The organism is Streptomyces sp. NBC_01363, from assembly GCF_026340595.1.
Classification (GTDB): Bacteria; Actinomycetota; Actinomycetes; order Streptomycetales; family Streptomycetaceae; genus Streptomyces.
This window is the reverse complement of sequence record NZ_JAPEPF010000002.1, coordinates 1,943,217-1,958,806: the sequence shown is the minus strand read 5'-3', so window position 1 is coordinate 1,958,806 and position 15,590 is coordinate 1,943,217. Positions and strand designations below refer to the sequence as shown.

The 15,590-nt window shown below is 71.8% G+C and carries 18 protein-coding genes; 10 read left to right on the top strand and 8 right to left on the bottom strand.

The annotated features are described in order from the left end of the window. The first annotated feature begins 7 nt into the window (after nucleotides 1-7). Nucleotides 8-184, top strand: a complete 177-nt coding sequence (locus OG611_RS40785) for a hypothetical protein (RefSeq protein WP_323180317.1) — start codon at nucleotides 8-10, stop codon at nucleotides 182-184. On the opposite strand, the gene OG611_RS36590 is transcribed toward OG611_RS40785, so the two are convergent. Next, nucleotides 138-1,580 carry an NAD(P)/FAD-dependent oxidoreductase gene (locus tag OG611_RS36590; protein ID WP_266430283.1) on the bottom strand — a complete coding sequence of 481 codons (1,443 nt, stop codon included), beginning with the start codon at nucleotides 1,578-1,580 and terminating at the stop codon, nucleotides 138-140. The genes OG611_RS40785 and OG611_RS36590 overlap by 47 nt on opposite strands. Before the next feature lie 114 nt (nucleotides 1,581-1,694). Between OG611_RS36590 and trxA the strand changes: the two genes are divergently transcribed. Further along, on the top strand, nucleotides 1,695-2,069 hold the full coding sequence (gene trxA / locus OG611_RS36585; protein ID WP_266430281.1) for a thioredoxin: 375 nt from the start codon (nucleotides 1,695-1,697) through the stop codon (nucleotides 2,067-2,069). 103 nt (nucleotides 2,070-2,172) lie between these two features. Here the strand turns inward: trxA and OG611_RS36580 are convergent, their stop codons facing one another. Beyond that, on the bottom strand, nucleotides 2,173-2,454 hold the full coding sequence (locus OG611_RS36580) for a hypothetical protein (protein WP_323180316.1): 282 nt from the start codon (nucleotides 2,452-2,454) through the stop codon (nucleotides 2,173-2,175). Nucleotides 2,455-2,544: 90 nt separating this feature from the next. Beyond that, nucleotides 2,545-3,567: a LacI family DNA-binding transcriptional regulator gene (locus OG611_RS36575; protein WP_266430276.1), complete on the bottom strand. Its 1,023-nt coding sequence runs from the start codon at nucleotides 3,565-3,567 to the stop codon at nucleotides 2,545-2,547. 49 nt (nucleotides 3,568-3,616) lie between these two features. On the opposite strand from OG611_RS36575, the gene OG611_RS36570 reads away from it, so the two are divergent. The 3 genes from OG611_RS36570 to OG611_RS36560 all read left to right on the top strand — a co-directional run bounded on the left by OG611_RS36570 (nucleotide 3,617) and on the right by OG611_RS36560 (nucleotide 6,050). Continuing rightward, complete coding sequence (locus OG611_RS36570) at nucleotides 3,617-3,835, top strand: hypothetical protein (protein ID WP_266430274.1); 219 nt, start codon at nucleotides 3,617-3,619, stop codon at nucleotides 3,833-3,835. Between the two features lie 139 nt (nucleotides 3,836-3,974). Continuing rightward, the gene (locus tag OG611_RS36565) at nucleotides 3,975-5,489 is read left to right on the top strand and encodes a flotillin family protein (RefSeq protein WP_266430271.1); all 1,515 of its coding nucleotides are present in this window, start codon (nucleotides 3,975-3,977) and stop codon (nucleotides 5,487-5,489) included. A 93-nt stretch (nucleotides 5,490-5,582) separates the two neighbouring features. Continuing rightward, nucleotides 5,583-6,050 carry a type II toxin-antitoxin system PemK/MazF family toxin gene (locus OG611_RS36560; protein WP_266430268.1) on the top strand — a complete coding sequence of 156 codons (468 nt, stop codon included), beginning with the start codon at nucleotides 5,583-5,585 and terminating at the stop codon, nucleotides 6,048-6,050. Here OG611_RS36560 and OG611_RS36555 read toward each other — a convergent pair. Beyond that, entirely contained in the window at nucleotides 6,035-6,904 is an 870-nt protein-coding gene (locus tag OG611_RS36555) for a TIGR02452 family protein (protein WP_266430266.1), read from the bottom strand. The two genes, OG611_RS36560 and OG611_RS36555, sit on opposite strands and share 16 nt — an antisense overlap. A gap of 148 nt (nucleotides 6,905-7,052) precedes the next feature. On the opposite strand from OG611_RS36555, the gene egtA reads away from it, so the two are divergent. From egtA to egtD, 4 genes are read left to right on the top strand one after another with little or no spacing between them, the layout of a single operon-like run. Then, a complete protein-coding gene (egtA, locus tag OG611_RS36550; protein ID WP_266430263.1) occupies nucleotides 7,053-8,372 on the top strand; it encodes an ergothioneine biosynthesis glutamate--cysteine ligase EgtA in 1,320 nt (439 codons plus the stop codon). Then, nucleotides 8,369-9,712: an ergothioneine biosynthesis protein EgtB gene (egtB, locus tag OG611_RS36545; protein ID WP_266430260.1), complete on the top strand. Its 1,344-nt coding sequence runs from the start codon at nucleotides 8,369-8,371 to the stop codon at nucleotides 9,710-9,712. Before egtA ends, egtB begins: the two co-directional genes overlap by 4 nt. Next, nucleotides 9,712-10,467 (top strand): ergothioneine biosynthesis protein EgtC, encoded by a 756-nt coding sequence (gene egtC / locus OG611_RS36540; RefSeq protein WP_266430258.1) that lies wholly within the window; start codon nucleotides 9,712-9,714, stop codon nucleotides 10,465-10,467. The genes egtB and egtC overlap by 1 nt, the downstream gene beginning before the upstream one ends. Further along, the gene (egtD, locus tag OG611_RS36535; RefSeq protein ID WP_266430255.1) at nucleotides 10,464-11,426 is read left to right on the top strand and encodes an L-histidine N(alpha)-methyltransferase; all 963 of its coding nucleotides are present in this window, start codon (nucleotides 10,464-10,466) and stop codon (nucleotides 11,424-11,426) included. The genes egtC and egtD overlap by 4 nt, the downstream gene beginning before the upstream one ends. Here egtD and OG611_RS36530 read toward each other — a convergent pair. From OG611_RS36530 to OG611_RS36520, 3 genes are all read right to left on the bottom strand, one after another. Continuing rightward, entirely contained in the window at nucleotides 11,369-12,319 is a 951-nt protein-coding gene (locus OG611_RS36530) for a 1-acyl-sn-glycerol-3-phosphate acyltransferase (protein ID WP_266430252.1), read from the bottom strand. The genes egtD and OG611_RS36530 overlap by 58 nt on opposite strands. Then, entirely contained in the window at nucleotides 12,316-13,140 is an 825-nt protein-coding gene (locus tag OG611_RS36525; RefSeq protein WP_266430249.1) for a GNAT family N-acetyltransferase, read from the bottom strand. The genes OG611_RS36530 and OG611_RS36525 overlap by 4 nt, the downstream gene beginning before the upstream one ends. A 222-nt stretch (nucleotides 13,141-13,362) precedes the next feature. After that, complete coding sequence (locus OG611_RS36520) at nucleotides 13,363-14,619, bottom strand: extracellular solute-binding protein (protein ID WP_266430246.1); 1,257 nt, start codon at nucleotides 14,617-14,619, stop codon at nucleotides 13,363-13,365. A 202-nt stretch (nucleotides 14,620-14,821) separates the two neighbouring features. On the opposite strand from OG611_RS36520, the gene OG611_RS36515 reads away from it, so the two are divergent. Further along, nucleotides 14,822-15,037 carry a dodecin gene (locus OG611_RS36515; protein ID WP_266430243.1) on the top strand — a complete coding sequence of 72 codons (216 nt, stop codon included), beginning with the start codon at nucleotides 14,822-14,824 and terminating at the stop codon, nucleotides 15,035-15,037. A gap of 59 nt (nucleotides 15,038-15,096) precedes the next feature. Here OG611_RS36515 and OG611_RS36510 read toward each other — a convergent pair whose 3' ends face one another. Next, a complete protein-coding gene (locus tag OG611_RS36510) occupies nucleotides 15,097-15,585 on the bottom strand; it encodes a hypothetical protein (RefSeq protein ID WP_266430241.1) in 489 nt (162 codons plus the stop codon). Nucleotides 15,586-15,590 lie beyond the last annotated feature (5 nt).

Below are 15,590 nucleotides of genomic sequence, written 5' to 3'. Positions count from 1 at the left end.
CCCGCCGGTGTCCGCGTCGCGCTGCGGACCGACGGTGGTGGAGGAGGGCTCGGCCGAGGAGGTGTTCGACGCGCCGCGGCATCCGTACACGAAATCGCTGCTCGCGGCCGTCCTCACGGCCGGCCCGCCTCGGGGGGCTACGCGTCCCGGTACGCCTCCAGCAGGCGCAGCCAGACCTCGCTGATCGTCGGATACGCGGGTACGGCGTGCCACAGCCGGTCGATGGGGACCTCGCCCGAGACCGCGATCGTCGCCGAGTGCAGCAGCTCGCCGATGCCCGGTCCGACGAAGCTGACACCGAGCAGGATCTCCCGGTCGAGGTCCACGATCATGCGGGCGCGGCCCCGGTAGCCGTCCGCGTACAGGCCCGAGCCGGCCACCGCGGCGAGGTCCTGGTCGACGGCACGTACCCGGTGACCTGCCCGCTCGGCCTCGGCGAGGGTGAGGCCGACCGAGGCGGCCTCCGGGTCGGTGAAGACGACCTGGGGGACTGCCGCGTGGTCGGCGGTGGCGGCGTGGGCGCCCCAGCGGTCGGTCTCCAGCAGCGGTACGCCGGCGGCGCGGGCGGTGATCGCGGCGCCCGCGATGCGTGCCTGGTACTTGCCCTGGTGGGTGAGGAGCGCCCGGTGGTTGACGTCACCGACCGCGTAGAGCCAGGTGGTGCCTTCGACGCGGCAGCTGTCGTCGACGGTGAGCCAGGATCCGGGCTCCAGGCCCACCGTTTCCAGTCCGAGGTCGTCGGTGCGCGCGGCCCGGCCGGTGGCGAAGAGGATCTCGTCGGCCTCGACGTGTCCGCCGCCCGCCAGTTCCACGGTGACCGGGCCGTCCGGGACCGCGCGCCGTACGGAGGCGACCGAGACCCCGGTGCGGATGTCGGCGCCCGCCTCGGTGAGGGCCTGCCCGACCAGTTCGCCGGCGAAGGGTTCCATCCTCGGCAGGAGCCCCTTGCCGCGGACCAGCATCGTCACCCGGGCGCCGAGGGCCTGCCAGACGGTGGCCATCTCCACTCCGACCACGCCGCCGCCGACGATCACGAGGCGGCCGGGCACCTTCTTGGCGCTCGTCGCCTCCCGGCTGGTCCAGGGGCGGGCCCCCTCGATGCCGGGCAGGTCGGGGACGACGGCGCGGCTGCCGGTGCAGACGGCGACGGCCTGGCGGGCGGTGAGCCGGTGCTCCGTACCGTCGGGCGCGGTGACGGACACCGCCTTCTTGCCGGTGAGCCTGCCCTGGCCCCGGTAGATGTCCGCGCCGATGCTCTCCAGCCAGGCGACCTGTCCGTCGTCCTTCCAGTGCGATGCGTACGTGTCACGGTGGGCGAGGACCGCCGGGGTGTCCAGCGGCCCCTGCACGGCGTCGCTGAGGCCCGGGACGCGGCGGGCGTCGGCGCGGGCGACCACCGGGCGCAGCAGGGCCTTGCTGGGCATGCAGGCCCAGTAGGAGCATTCGCCGCCGATGAGTTCGACCTCGATGACGGCGGCGCTCAGCCCGGCGGCGCGGGCCCGGTCGGCGACGTTCTCGCCCACCGGACCCGCTCCGATCACCACGACGTCGTACTCGGCGTTCAGGGAAGCATCTGTCATGGGGACAGTCTGGTCGTGGGTGTGCGCGGCGGCCACATGGGCAGGCGGAATAGCGCAAGTGCAGGCACCGTTGTTCGGACAGGTCCGAGCGGGCACAGGAAGAGGTAGCAGACAATGAGCACCGTTGAGCTCACCAAGGAAAACTTCGATCAGGTCGTCAGTGGGAACGACTTCGTCCTGATCGACTTCTGGGCTTCCTGGTGCGGCCCGTGCCGGCAGTTCGCCCCGGTCTACGACGCGGCGTCGGAGCGCCACGACGACCTGGTCTTCGCCAAGGTCGACACGGAGGCGCAGCAGGAGCTGGCGGCGGCCTTCGAGATCCGCTCCATTCCCACGCTGATGATCGTCCGGGAGAACGTGGCGGTGTTCGCACAGCCCGGGGCGCTGCCGGAGGCGGCGCTGGAGGACGTGATCGGGCAGGCGAGGAAGCTGGACATGGACGACGTCCGCAAGTCCATCGAGGAGCAGCAGAAGGGGCAGAACAGCTAGGGCTTCTCGTTTGGATCATGCCGTCACATCGGGGGCCCGGCCGGGGCGGACAGTGTCCGGGCGGTCGGGCCCCTCGTCGTGTCCGGGAGCGGGCGGCGCGGCCTCAGCGGTCGGCGTCGGTCCCGGCGTCCCGTTCCTCGATCCGGGCCGTGAGGCCGAGGGCCAGCTCGGCGCCGTCGACCAGCAGGGCCTCGACCGAGTGCGTCGCGGGGTCGATGTCCGCGACGATGCCCTCGCCGGAATACCGGGGGTAACCGGATGCTCCCGTCTCACCGGTCGCCGACACGACCGCCGAGCGGATGGCGCCGCCCGGCTCGGCGGCCTCGGTGGTGTCCTCGGCGAATCCGGGGACCAGCAGGATCTCGTAACTCTGCGGATGGCTCATGGTCATGACGCTAGGCAAGCGGCACGCGGTACGCACGTTGCCGCGCTGCCGCACGGTGCGGTCCGGCCGTCGCGACCGGACTCCGGCGCTTCATGCGGACTCGCGCCGGACCGCCCCGACCCGCAGGAGGTCGTGGTGTTCGGGGGCACCGCCGGGGTCCCGCACCAGCCGGTCCACGAGGTCCGCCAGGGGCTGCGCCGTGGCCAGCTCCATGCGTACGGTGCTGAGCCGGGGCCGCAGCAGCCTGCCCAGCATCAGGTCGTCGGCACCGATCACAGCGGTCTCGCGGGGCACCTCGACGCCCGCGTCCTGGAGGGCCCGCATCAGGAGCATCGCGTATTCGTCGTTGTAGGCGAACACGGCGTCGAGGTCCAGGGTGCGCCAGCGGGCGGCGAGCCGGGCGGCCGACTCCTCGTCGTACCGAAGCGGCAGCGGCTCCACCCGGGCCCCGTGGAACCGGGCGGCCTGCCGGGCCCCGGTCAGCCGGGGTTCGGCGAAGGGGCCCAGTCCGCATTCCTCGGGCATGACCACGCCGATACGTCGCCGGCCACTGTCCAGCAGGTGTCCGACCGCGCAGCTGCCGACCTCCCGCTGGTCCATGACGAGGGCGTGGGCGCCCGGCACCGGCCGCGGGCCGAGGGTGATCACGGCCTTGGCCCCGGACCGCTTGAGCACGGATATCCCGTACGGGGTGAGGTCGATCGTGCCGGGGGCGATGACGGCGACCGGGCGGAGTTCGGCCCAGGCGCGGGGCGCATCGTCGGGGTCCAGTCCGGTGCTGCCGTACTGGACGACGGTGTAGTCGAGGCGGCGCAGCCCCGCTTCCAGTTCGTGGAAGAAGCGGTGGTGGAGCGGGCCGGTCGGGAGGTTCACGGTGGGCAGCAGCACCATGCGGGTGTGTCCGGCGCGCAGACTCCGGGCCGCGGCGTGCGGCACGTAGCCCAGTTCGGTGGCCGCTTCCCTGACCCGGCGGCGGGTGGTCTCGCTGATCCGTACGGACGCGTTGTTGTTCAGCACGTACGACACGGTGGCCCTGGAGACCCCGGCGAGCCGTGCGACGTCGGCGCTGGTGGGGACGGGGGGTTCGGTGGGCTGGTTCGGTAACTGGCTCATGGCGTCGGGCAGTCTTCCAGACCCGCGGTGCGTGGGTACGCTCCGGGGCATGGATGAATCCTCGATGGTGGGGCTGCTCGGCCGGGTGACCGGGACGGTGGGGCCGGGACTGGTCGGCGAGGTGATGGTACGGATCCGGGGCGGCGCCGAGCACTTTCTCGCGCATCCGGCCACGGCGAAGGAGCGCATCGAGGTGGGCACGGTGGTGACGGTGATCGAGCATCTGCCACCGCGCACGGTCTATGTGGCTCCCGCGTACGGGAGTTGAGGCCCGAGCGGAGGGCTCTTGACGGCATTCGTCGTCAAGAATTCGGCAAGGATCCGCACGCGTCTTCTGCACCGTCGCGAGCAGGAGAAGACTCCCCCGTGTTCAGCGGTGCCGACGGGGTGCCGTGATAAGGGGGCGCATGCCGATGTTCATCGGCGTCACGGCGGGTCTCGCACTCGCCGCCATCATTGTGTTGTTCGGCCTGTTCAAGTTGATGTGGCGCGTGGCCGAGCCGAACGAAGCACTGGTCATATCGGGTTCCAAGCACAAGACCGAGGGCCTGGGTCAGGGCATGGGGTTCCGGATCGTCACCGGTCACGGCACGCTCGTCCTGCCCGGGGTCCAGGCGGTGCGGAAGATGTCCCTGGATCTCAACGAGACCGAGCTGTCCGTCGATTGCGTCACGCATCAGGGGATTCCCCTGCGGGTGCGGGGCGTCGTCATCTTCAAGGTGGGCGACGACTTCGTGTCGATCGCCAATGCGGCCCGCCGCTTCCTCGATCAGCAGAAGCTGATGTCGGAGCGGGTGCACAACGTCTTCGCCGGACATCTGCGGTCCATCGTGGGCGGGTTGACGGTCGAGGACATGATCCGGGACCGGGAGAAGCTCACCGGGCAGACGCGGGCCGCGTGCGGGACCGAGATGGAGAAGCTCGGGCTCATCGTCGATTCGCTCCAGATCCATGAGATCGAGGACCCGACGGGTTACATCAAGAACCTGGCGATGCCGCACGCGGCGGCCGTGCAGCGGGACGCCCGGATCGCGCAGGCCGAGGCCAACCGCCTGGCCACCGAGGCGGAGCAGCAGGCCGCCGCCCGGATGTCGGAGGCGACCCGGGACAGCGAGATCCTGCAGGCCGGGTATCAGGCCGAGCGGGACAAGGCGGCGGCGAGCTCCCGGCAGGCGGGTCCGCTGGCCGATGCGGCGGCCCGCCAGGAGGTCGTGGTCCAGGAGACCAAGGTCGCCGAACTGGAGGCCCAGCGGCGCGAGCAGCAGCTCCAGGCCGATGTGCGCAAGCCCGCGGACGCCCAGGCGTACGAGAAGCGCACCCTGGCCGAGGGTGAGCGCGACGCCCGGATCTCGGCCGCCGAGGCGAAGGCGCGGGAGACGGAGCTCGCCGCGGTCGCGGAGGCCAACCGGGTCAAGACGGCGGCACTCGCCGAGGCGGAGGCGACGAAGGCACGCGGCGCCGCCTCCGCGACGGCGACCAGGGCGACGGGCGAGGCGGAAGCCGCCGCCGCCCAGGCCAAGGGGCTGGCGCTGGCGGAGGCGGCCCGTGCCAAGGGTCTCGCCGAGGCGGAGGCGATCAAGGCGCGGGCAGCGGCCCTGGCGGAGAACCAGGAGGCGGTCGTCGCCCAGCAGTTGGCCGAGAAGTGGCCGGAGATCGTCCAGGCGGGCGCGGGCGCCTTCGGCAGCGTCGACCACATGGTGCTGCTGAACGGGGCCGACGGCATGTCCGACATGTTCGCGAAGGCGCTGACCATGGGCGGCACGGGCCTGGGACTGGCCCGGCAGTTGCTGTCGACGATGAGTCAGAGCGACCCGGCGGAACCGGCGCCGCAGGTGAACGGGGTGGCACCGGCCACCCCGCCCTCACCGCGCAAGCAGCGGATTCCGGTGACGGGTGATCAGGAGGACGGCTCGCCCTCCTGACCGGTCCGGCGGTGGCCGGTGCACGCCCAGCAACCCGGGGCGGGCACCGGCCCCGCTCCACGGAATCGGCCCCGCAGGTCATACGGTGTGGGGATGACCATCCAGCACCGTGACGACAGCATCGACAACTCGGCGGACTTCCCGGGCCGCACCGGCCCGACCGCCACTTCGGAGGCCGACCCGCGCGACGTGGGGCCGGTCCGCACCTCGTACGCCCCCGACCGGGACGGCGACCCGGACCCCGGTGAGATCGTCTGGACGTTCGTGCCGTTCGAGGAGAACGACGGGCGCGGCAAGGACCGCCCGGTCCTGGTGGTGGCCCGTGAGGCGGCGGGCACGCTGCTCGCCGTACAGCTCTCCAGCAAGCAGCACGACCAGGACCGCGAGTGGGTGGCGCTCGGGGCCGGCCCCTGGGACAGCTCCGGCCGCCCGTCGTGGGTCGATCTGGACCGGGTCCTGCGGGTGCACGAGGACGGGATGCGGCGTGAGGCGTGCGCGCTGGACCGGGACAGGTTCGACCTGGTCGCTGGCCGGCTGCGGGAGCGCTACGACTGGAAGTAGGGCCCGGAGGCCCTGGAAGGCCCCGGGAGGCCTTGGTCGAACGTCCGGTCGAAGGCGGACCGGGTGGCGGATTCGGGGCTGCGGTCGAGGATGCCGAAGACGATCTGCTCGAAGTGACCGGCGAACCTGCCGCCGTCCATGAGCAGCGCCCGGAACACACGGGCCACCTGCGCCGGATCGTTGCGGAACACACCGCAGCCCCAGGCGCCCAGCACCAGCCTGCGGTACCCCCGCACCGCCGCGACCTCCAGCACCCGCTCCGCCCGGGACGCGAGCGTGGCGGGGATGCGGTGGGCCTCCTCGGGGGCGCGGCTGCGGATGACTCCGGCGTTGGGCGCCGGGGAGGTCAGGAAACCGGCGGTGTACGGGGTGTCGAGCAGCCGCCCCCGGTCGTCGCGGAACACCGGGACGCCCGGTGAGTGAATCACCCGGTCGGTGTAGAAGGCGCTGCGTTCCGCACGGTGGTGGGCGTAGTAGTCGGGGGCGCGCAGCAGGGTGGTGTACAGGGCGGAGCCCCGGCACAGCGCCTCTTCCTGGGCCTGTGCGCCGTTGAGGTATCCGCCGCCGGGATTGCGGGCGGAGGCGTAGTTCAGCACGGCCACCTTGCCGGGGCCTTCGCCGGTCATCCGGCGCGCCGCCCGGAGGCTGCTCTCGCCGGTGACCTCGACGACCGGCGCCCGGTCGGAGTCGAGCGCCGCGACCGGCACCGGCTGCGGGCCGTACAGCCTCGTGCCCGAGAGCGCGGTGGTCAGCGCGCGCTCGATGCTCACCTCCCGCCCGTCCTGCGTGCGGTAGCGGTCGGCCTCGACGATGGCCTCGGTCTCACGCGCGATGCCGCGCAACCGTGCGCTCATCGGTACTCCCCCGTGTGGTGCATACGGGGCATGCTCGACGCTCCGACGGCATGGACGCAACCGGATTTCCGACGCACAGGGGCACCCTTGTGCGATCGATCCGTAAGGGTTTGGGTGGTGGGGAGGCACCGAGAAAAGGAGGCCCGGCATGTCGTACGACACCCCCGGGGACCACGGTCCGCCCGGCCAGTTCCCGCCCCTGGGCGAGGGCGAGGCCGAGGATTTACTGCGCTGCATCTGCTTCAAGACGGGACCGCCCCACAAGGTCGGCGTCGAACTCGAATGGCTCATTCACGACCGGGAACATCCCCGCGTTCCTGTCCCGCACCACCGTCTCGAAGCGGCCGCCGACATTCTCCGGGCCCTGCCCCTGAACGCGGCGCTCACCTTCGAACCAGGCGGCCAGCTGGAGCTCAGCTCGCGCCCCGCCGACTCCCTGATGGCATGCGTCGATGCCACCGCCGCCGATCTCACGGCAGTACGTGACGCCCTGGACCGGGTGGAGCTCGCACCGGTGGGTATCGGCGTCGACCCGTGGCACGCTCCGCGCCGGCTGCTGCGCGAGCCCCGCTACGACGCCATGGAGGTCCTGTTCGACCGTTCGGGACCGGCCGGTCGCGCCATGATGTGCACCACCGCGTCCGTCCAGGTCTGCCTGGACGCCGGAGAGGAGGAACCCGGTCCGCTCGGTTACGGGCGGCGCTGGCAGCTGTGCCATCTGCTGGGCGCTGTCCTGGTGGCGGCGTTCGCGAACTCGCCCTTGCGGCTCGGCCGCCCGACACCGTGGCGGTCCACCCGGCAGTCGCTCTGGGCCGACCTCGACCCGTGGCGGCCCCTGGCACCGCCCGGCAGCCTGCCGCCGCGCGACGCCTGGACCGCACATGTGCTGGACACCCCGGTGATGTGCGTCCGGGGCGACACGGGCCCGTGGGCCGTGCCGGAGGGATTGACGTTCCGCGACTGGATCCGCACCGGCGCGCCGAGACCACCGGTGCGCGCCGATCTCGACTTCCACATCAGCACGCTCTTCCCGCCCGCACGCCCGCGCGGTCATCTGGAGCTGCGCATGATCGACGCACAGCACGGTGCGGACGGGTGGCTGGTGCCGCTCGCCGTCACCACTGCCCTGTTCGACGACCCGGAGGCCGCCGAGACCGTGTACCGCACCGTGAAACCACTGGCCGAGACGGCCGGGGCAGCGCCGGCGCCGCGCAATCCGCTCTGGGTCGGCGCCGCCCGCGACGGCCTGACCGACCCCGAGCTACGGGCGGCGGCGGCCACCTGCTTCGAGGTCGCGCTGGAGGCGCTGCCCCGGATGGGCGCCTCGAAGGCCGTGCAGGACGCCGTGGCCGGCTTCAGCGACCGGTTCGTGGCCCGGGGCCGCTGTCCGGCCGACGATCTTCCCGAACTGCTCGCATCGCTTCCGCCCGGCGGTTCCGGCCGGCACTCCGAGGGGTCCCGCTCATGACCGACTCCCCCACTCCCACCGGATCCGCGCCTCACGGGGCGGACGCCGAGGCACTCCGGCAGCGCGCCCTCGCCGCGCTGCTCACCGCCCGTGAACGCACCACGCTGCTCACCGACAGCGTGGACGACCATGAACTGACCGCCCAGCACTCGCCGTTGATGTCCCCACTGGTCTGGGACCTCGCGCACATCGGCAATCAGGAAGAGCTGTGGCTGCTGCGCGGGGTGGCCGGGCGGGAGGCGATGCGCCCGGAGATCGACGGGCTGTACGACGCCTTCGAGCACCCCCGGGCGACCCGCCCCTCGCTGCCACTGCTGGCCCCCGCCGAGGCACGCGCGTACGCCGCGGAGGTACGCGGCCGGGCCCTGGACGTCCTCGACGGCACCGCGCTCGACGGCGGCCGCCCCCTGGTGCGGGCCGGGTTCGCCTTCGGCATGATCGCCCAGCACGAACAGCAGCACGACGAAACGATGCTGATCACCCATCAGCTCCGTTCGGGCCCTGCCGTGCTGGCCGCACCCGTGCCGCCGGCCCCCACGGACGCGGCGGGCCTTCCGGCAGAAGTCCCGGTCCCGGGCGGCCCGTTCACCATGGGGACGTCCACCGAGCCGTGGGCCCTGGACAACGAGCGTCCTGCGCATGTGCGCGACGTACCGGGTTTCTTCATCGACACGGCCCCGGTCACCTGTGGCGCGTACCAGGAGTTCATCGAGGACGGCGGCTACACCGAGCAGTGCTGGTGGGCGCCCGAGGGGTGGGCGATGGTCCGTGAGCACGAACTGACCGCTCCCCTGTTCTGGCACCTGGACGCCGGTCAGTGGCTGCGCCGCCGCTTCGGGATCACCGAGGCGGTGCCGGGGAACGAGCCGGTGCTCCACGTCAGCTGGTACGAGGCCGACGCGTTCGCCCGCTGGGCCGGGCGCCGGCTGCCCACGGAGGCGGAGTGGGAGAAGGCGGCGCGCCACGACCCGGTGTCGGGGCGGTCCCGGCGCTACCCCTGGGGCGACGAGGACCCGGCGCCCGAGCTGGCGAACCTGGGTCAGCGCCATCTGCGGCCCGCACCCGCGGGGGCGTACGCGCAGGGCCGGTCCCCGTACGGCGTACGGCAGTTGATCGGTGACGTGTGGGAGTGGACATCGAGCGACTTCCTCCCGTATCCCGGCTTCTCGGCGTTCCCGTACCGCGAGTACTCCGAGGTGTTCTTCGGACCGGCCCACAAGGTGCTGCGCGGCGGTTCGTTCGCCGTGGACCCGGTGGCGTGCCGGGGGACGTTCCGCAACTGGGACCTACCGGTGCGGCGTCAGGTCTTCTCCGGGTTCCGCACCGCGAGGGACATGTGATGTGTCGTCATATCGCTTATCTGGGACCGCCGGTGCCCCTCGGTGAACTGCTGACGCGACCGCCCCACTGTCTCGTGCGCCAGTCCTGGGCGCCGAGACACCAGCGGTACGGGACCGTCAACGCGGACGGCTTCGGCGTCGGCTGGTACGTGGACGGCGATCCGGTGCCCGGACGCTACCGGCGCCGGGGCCCGGTCTGGGGCGACGAGACCTTCGCCGACCTGGCCAGGGTGGTGCGCAGCACAGCGCTGCTCGCCGCCGTCCGGGACGCCACCGAGGCGGGCGCCGACGGCGAGGCGGCGGCCGCGCCGTTCGCCGCCGGGCCCCTGCTGTTCAGCCACAACGGTGCGGTGAAGGGCTGGCCGCACTCCGTGGCTCCGCTCGCCGCGGCGCTGCCGCCGGCCGAACTGCTCGCCCTCACCGCGCGCTGCGACTCGGCCCTCGTCTGGGCCCTCGTGCGGCACCGGCTGGCCGATGGCGACGAACTGCCGCAGGCCGTCGCCGACACCGTGCTCGGCGTGGCGGCCGCGGCGCCGGAGTCCCGGCTGAATCTGCTGCTGACCGACGGCGCGACGATCGTCGCGACGGCCTGGGGCGACACCCTGTCGTATCTGGCCGAGCCGGGCCTGCGCGCGGTCGTGGCCTCGGAGCCGTACGACGACGATCCACGCTGGCGCACGGTCCCCGACCGCACCTTGCTGACGGCGACCCGTACCGACGTTCTGCTGACCCCGCTCAAGGAGCCCACTGAGTGAGTCCCTTTCTGCTGACCCGTACCCTGCCGGTGGACGCGACGGACGCGGCCCTGCGCGCCGATGTCCTGCACGGTCTGACCCGGCACCCGAAGACACTGCCGCCCAAGTGGTTCTACGACGCGCACGGCAGCGAACTGTTCGAGGAGATCACCCGACTGCCCGAGTACTACCCGACCCGCGCCGAGCGCGAGATCCTGATCGACCGCGCCGACGAGATCGCCCGGGTGTCCGGGGCGCGGACCCTGATCGAGCTGGGGTCGGGGTCGTCCGAGAAGACCCGGCACCTGCTGGACGCGCTGCCCGCGCTGCACAGTTACGTACCGGTCGATGTGAGCGAGAGCGCGCTGCGCGGCGCCGCCGAGGCCCTCCTCGCCCAGCGGCCCGAGCTCTCCGTGCACGCCCTGATCGCCGATTTCACGGGCGGCCTCGCACTGCCGGGAACACCGGGGCCCAGGCTGGTCGCCTTCCTCGGCGGCACGGTCGGCAATCTGCTGCCCGACGAGCGTGCGGTTTTCCTGAAGTCCGTACGGTCGCTGCTCTCCCCCGGTGACGCGCTGCTGCTCGGCACCGATCTGGTGAAGGAGGAGAAGGTGCTGGTCGCCGCGTACGACGATGCGGCCGGGGTGACCGCGGAGTTCAACAGGAACGTACTGAGGGTCGTGAACCGGGAGTTGGGTGCGGACTTCGACCCGGCTGCCTTCGATCATGTGGCGCTCTGGGATCCGGAGCGTGAATGGATCGAGATGCGGCTGCGGGCCCGTCGGGCGCACGCCGTGAAGATCCCGGACCTGGATCTGGTGGTGGCCTTCGAGGCCGGCGAGGAGTTGCGTACGGAGGTGTCGGCCAAGTTCCGCGAGGAGGGTGTCCGGGCGGAACTGGACACGGCCGGTCTGCGACTGGATCAGTGGTGGACGGATTCCGGCGGCCGGTTCGCGCTCTCGTTGGCGACGGCGGTCTGAGCGCGGCGGGCCAGGGCACGGCGGTCGGGCAGGCCGCTCGCCGGGATCGGCGGCAGGACGCGGATCTCGGCGGTCAGGCCGGCCGCCGTCACCACCCGCCACAGTGAGGCGAGGAGCGGATCGTCGCCGACGAACGCTGCCGCACCGGCCGGGGCAGTGTGTTCCGCCGGTGCGGTGTGCTCCGCCGGTGCGGATCCCTCGTGGCCGGCCGGACGGCAACCCGCGGCGGGCCCCGTCCGACCGGTGGTCCCGGTGCTCCGCGATGGTGCGGCGCGGTAGGTGATGCGCACCGGCCGGACCATGGCGTCCGCGTCGATCGCGGCCTGGAAGGCGGCGGGCCCGAACCGGCCCCCGGGGCCGCGCCCGCACCAGGTGGTGCCCTCCGGGAAGACGACCACGCGTGATCCGCCGCGCAGCGCCGCCCCGATGGTGCGCACGGTCGCGGGCAGTGCGCGCAATCGGTCGCGTTCGACGAAGAGCGTGCCACCGCGTGCGGCGAGCGGGCCGAGCAGCGGCCAGCCGCGGATCTCGCTCTTGGCCAGCATCCGGCCGGGGAACACGGCCGCGACGAGCGGGATGTCCAGCCAGGAGATGTGGTTCGCGACGACGAGCGTGCCCGGCGCCCCGGGGTTGCCGTCGGGCGCCGCGGGTGTGCCGGTGATCCGTACCCGCACCCCGAAGGAGCGCACGACGCCGTACGCCCAGCGCCGGATCAGCCGGTCCCGCCGTGCCGCGCCCAGCAACGGCACGAACGGGGCGGCCAAGGCGCCGGCCAGGATGCACGCGCACCCGGCGAGCAGCAGGGCCGCGGCGGCCGGGCGGCCCCGCATCCGGCCCTCGTGACCGGCGCAGGTGCGCGGGGTGCAGGGTGCGGTGGGCAGCCAGGGGTTCATCGCAGCGGGGCGAGCGCGAGGAAGTGGCGCAGGTAGCGCGGGTCGGTGCGGCGCAGCGACAGCAGTACGTACAGGTCGGCGACGTTGAAGTCGAGGTCGTGGGCGGGCGCCCCGCACACCTGCGCGCCGAGGCGCAGGTAGCCGCGGAGCAGCGGAGGGAGCGTGGCGAGTCCGGTGGGTACCGGGGCCCCTCCCCCGGTGGGCTGCCAGAGGCGGTGGGGAGTGACCCAGTGGTCCTCGGGGGCCAGGTACTTGGTCCGTACGGTCTCCCACGCCCCGGCCGCCGCCGTGCCTCCGTCGGCGAGGGGGATCGAGCAGCAGCCCGCCAGCCAGTTGTGCCCGGTGCGTTCCATGTAGCGGGCGAGTCCGGCCCAGATCAGCGCGATGACGGCACCGTCCCGATGGGCCGGGTGGACGCAGGACCGTCCGACCTCGACCAGGTCGTCGCGGATCGGGTCGAGCCGCCCGAGGTCGAACTCGCTCTCCGCGTAGAGGCGTCCGGCGATCCGTGCCCGGTCGGGCGGCAGCACGCGGTAGGTGGCGACGATGTCGCCGGTGGCCTCCTCCCGTACCAGCAGATGGTCGCAGTACGCGTCGAACGCATCGCCGTCCAGGCCGGGTTCGGGTCCTTCCAGCCTGGCGCCGAGCTCACCGGCGAAGACCAGATGGCGCAGTCGCTGGGCGGCACGGACCTCGTCCTGGTCGGCGGCGAGGGACACCCGGTAGCGCGGCGGAGCGGGAGCGACGGACTGTGCGGGGACGACGGGCTGCGGGGGAACGGCGGGGGCGGCGGGGAGGGAGGTGACGGGCAGCGCGTTCATGACAATCTCCGGGGACGGATCGGCAAGGGCGGCCGCCGGGCCGCCGCACTGTGTGCGAAGGCCCGGCCCCTTACTTCTTCCGCGACCGGCTGGATTCGACATGACCGCTCGGGAGAGCCGAAATGTGCGAAGGCTGAATGCCGGGGGCGGCCGAGAACGACCGTTCCGGGGCGACCGACGACGGCCCTCCACACCCGACTGACTGCCGATGGACCGCGCGGGTCAGCTCCCGGCGAGCTTGGAGGTGATCTTCTCCGAGGCGGTCTTCGCCTCCCGCTGCGGGTCGCCGCCTTCGAGCACCGCCGTCATGTACGGCTTGATCGGGTTGTCGGCCTCGACGTCCGCCCACTGCGGCGAATTGGGGGTCGCTCGGCCCTTCGTAGCGCCACGGGCCATCGCCGCGGCGCCTTCCTGACCCACGACGACGCTCGCGAGACCGGGCTTGTTGGGCACGTAGCTCATGGTTCTGGCGAGCTCCTCCTGCCACTTCCGGCCCGCCAGCGCCTTGATCACTTCGATGCCCTCGGCACGCTGGTCGGCCTTGTCCGGAACGATCAGGTCGGATCCGCCGGTGAAGACGGCGCCGGGCGCCTTCGCGGTCTTGCCCGGGATCGGGAAGTAGCCCAGCTTTCCCTTGAGTTCGGGATTCTGCTTCTCGATCTGCGCGACGGTACCGGGCACCGAAATGATCTGCGCGACATTCCCCTCGGCGAACACATCGGCCTGCGGGGGCTTTTCCTCGTCCGCGTCCTTGGGACCGTCGCCGAGCACCTGGAGTTCCTTGTAGAAGTTCATGCCCCTGAGCGCGGCGGGGCTGTCCAGGGTGCCTTCCCACTCGCCACCCTTCTCCTCGGCGAGTTCGCCGCCCTCGTCCCAGATGAATCCGGCGAGGACATACCAGTTCTGGCCCGCGAGGTAGATGCCCTGATTGCCGTTCCGGTTCAGGAGTTGGCTGTCGGTGACCCATTCGTCCCGGGTCTTCGGCGGGTTCTTTATGCCTGCCTGCGCGAAGAGCTCCTTGTTGTAGATCACCACTCGATTGGCCGCGTACCAGGGAATGCCGTACTGCATGCCGTCGATGCTGCCCGGCTCGGCGAGACCCGGCAGCCACTCCTCGCTACCGAGATCGCGCACGGACTCCAGGGTGAGATCGCGCAGGCCACCGCTCTCCGCGTACTGAGCGACCTGAGTGTTTCCGACCTCGATGACATCCGGGGTGTCCTTGCCCTTGAGGGCGCCGATGACCTTCGGGCCGATTCCGCTCCAGCTCTGGAACTTGAACTCGAGCTCGATGGAAGGATGTTCGTCCTGATAAGCCTTTGTGAACCGCTTCAGGAAATCGGCGGAGACGCTGTCCTTCATCAGCCAGACCGTGACCTTCTTGCTGCCGGACGCCTCCGAGCCCGAGCCGAGTCCGCATCCCCCCAGCACAAAGGTGGAAACGAGCGCGACGGCTCCGACGAGTATGCGGTTCTTCACCAGGTTCACCTTCTGCGAAACGGCACGACTGAATTCAGGGACCCGGTGTGGGGGACTGCGGGCGGTGCTCGCACGGGCGTGGCTGGATTTTGGTATGGACCAATGAATTGGTCAAGGCCCGTTCACGGAACACTCTGCACGTCGACCTCTCGCGGACTCGAGCCGGGTGGGGCACCGTGGTAGGGACGAGAGGAGACATAAGATGTCAAACCACACCTACCGGGTCACCGAAATCGTGGGAACGTCCCACGAGGGCGTCGACGACGCCATCCGCAGAGGCGTCGCAAGAGCTTCGGAAACGTTGCACAATCTCGATTGGTTCGAGATCACGCAGGTGCGCGGCGAAATCAGGGACGGCCGGGTCGAGCACTACCAGGTGGGCCTGAAAGTGGGCTTCCGGCTCGACGAGACGAGCTGATCCCGCCGGTCCGGCGCGACCGGACCGGGCCGCGTCCGCCCGGTCGCACCGCGCCCGGTTCAGGTACGGCCCTCGCGCTCCTGCGCGTCCTTGAGCGCGGCCGACTCCTTCGCCCAGCGGGCCCGCACCACGGCGAAGCCCGCCTGCTCCGCCGCGTCACAGACGAGTTCGTCGTCGTCGACCAGCATCCGGACCTCACGCTCCCGGCCCAGTCGCTTCAGGATCTCCAGCTTGGTGTGCCGGGCCGGCCTGCGGTCGTCGTCACGGCGCATGTACACCCGCCCTTCGGGCAGGCCGTGTTCCGCCAGCCATGCCACGGTGTCCCGGCGGCACCGCTCGGGCCGTCCGGTGAGATACCTGACCTCGCACCGCTCGGCGCTGCTCAGCGCCAGCCGCACCCCTTCGGGAAGCGGCGGGTCGTCGACGGCCGCGGAGAAGAAGCCGTTCCAGTCGCGTCGGCGCCCCTCCAAGTAGTGCTGCCGATGGCCGCTGTCCGCGAGCGTGCCGTCCAGGTCGAATACGGCCAGGGGCCGGTGGTCGCTTCTCACACCCC

Bases quoted from the DNA above. Each gene is read 5' to 3' on its own strand.
- OG611_RS36555 (WP_266430266.1), bottom strand. From the start codon at position 6,904: ATGAGCGCACGGTTGCGCGGCATCGCGCGTGAGACCGAGGCCATCGTC.
- trxA (WP_266430281.1), top strand. From the start codon at position 1,695: ATGAGCACCGTTGAGCTCACCAAGGAAAACTTCGATCAGGTCGTCAGT.
- OG611_RS36590 (WP_266430283.1), bottom strand. From the start codon at position 1,580: ATGACAGATGCTTCCCTGAACGCCGAGTACGACGTCGTGGTGATCGGA.
- egtC (WP_266430258.1), top strand. From the start codon at position 9,712: ATGTGTCGTCATATCGCTTATCTGGGACCGCCGGTGCCCCTCGGTGAA.
- OG611_RS36580 (WP_323180316.1), bottom strand. From the start codon at position 2,454: ATGAGCCATCCGCAGAGTTACGAGATCCTGCTGGTCCCCGGATTCGCC.
- OG611_RS36575 (WP_266430276.1), bottom strand. From the start codon at position 3,567: ATGAGCCAGTTACCGAACCAGCCCACCGAACCCCCCGTCCCCACCAGC.
- OG611_RS36570 (WP_266430274.1), top strand. From the start codon at position 3,617: ATGGATGAATCCTCGATGGTGGGGCTGCTCGGCCGGGTGACCGGGACG.
- OG611_RS36515 (WP_266430243.1), top strand. From the start codon at position 14,822: ATGTCAAACCACACCTACCGGGTCACCGAAATCGTGGGAACGTCCCAC.
- egtA (WP_266430263.1), top strand. From the start codon at position 7,053: ATGTCGTACGACACCCCCGGGGACCACGGTCCGCCCGGCCAGTTCCCG.
- OG611_RS36530 (WP_266430252.1), bottom strand. From the start codon at position 12,319: ATGAACCCCTGGCTGCCCACCGCACCCTGCACCCCGCGCACCTGCGCC.
- OG611_RS36560 (WP_266430268.1), top strand. From the start codon at position 5,583: ATGACCATCCAGCACCGTGACGACAGCATCGACAACTCGGCGGACTTC.
- egtB (WP_266430260.1), top strand. From the start codon at position 8,369: ATGACCGACTCCCCCACTCCCACCGGATCCGCGCCTCACGGGGCGGAC.
- OG611_RS36565 (WP_266430271.1), top strand. From the start codon at position 3,975: ATGCCGATGTTCATCGGCGTCACGGCGGGTCTCGCACTCGCCGCCATC.
- OG611_RS36525 (WP_266430249.1), bottom strand. From the start codon at position 13,140: ATGAACGCGCTGCCCGTCACCTCCCTCCCCGCCGCCCCCGCCGTTCCC.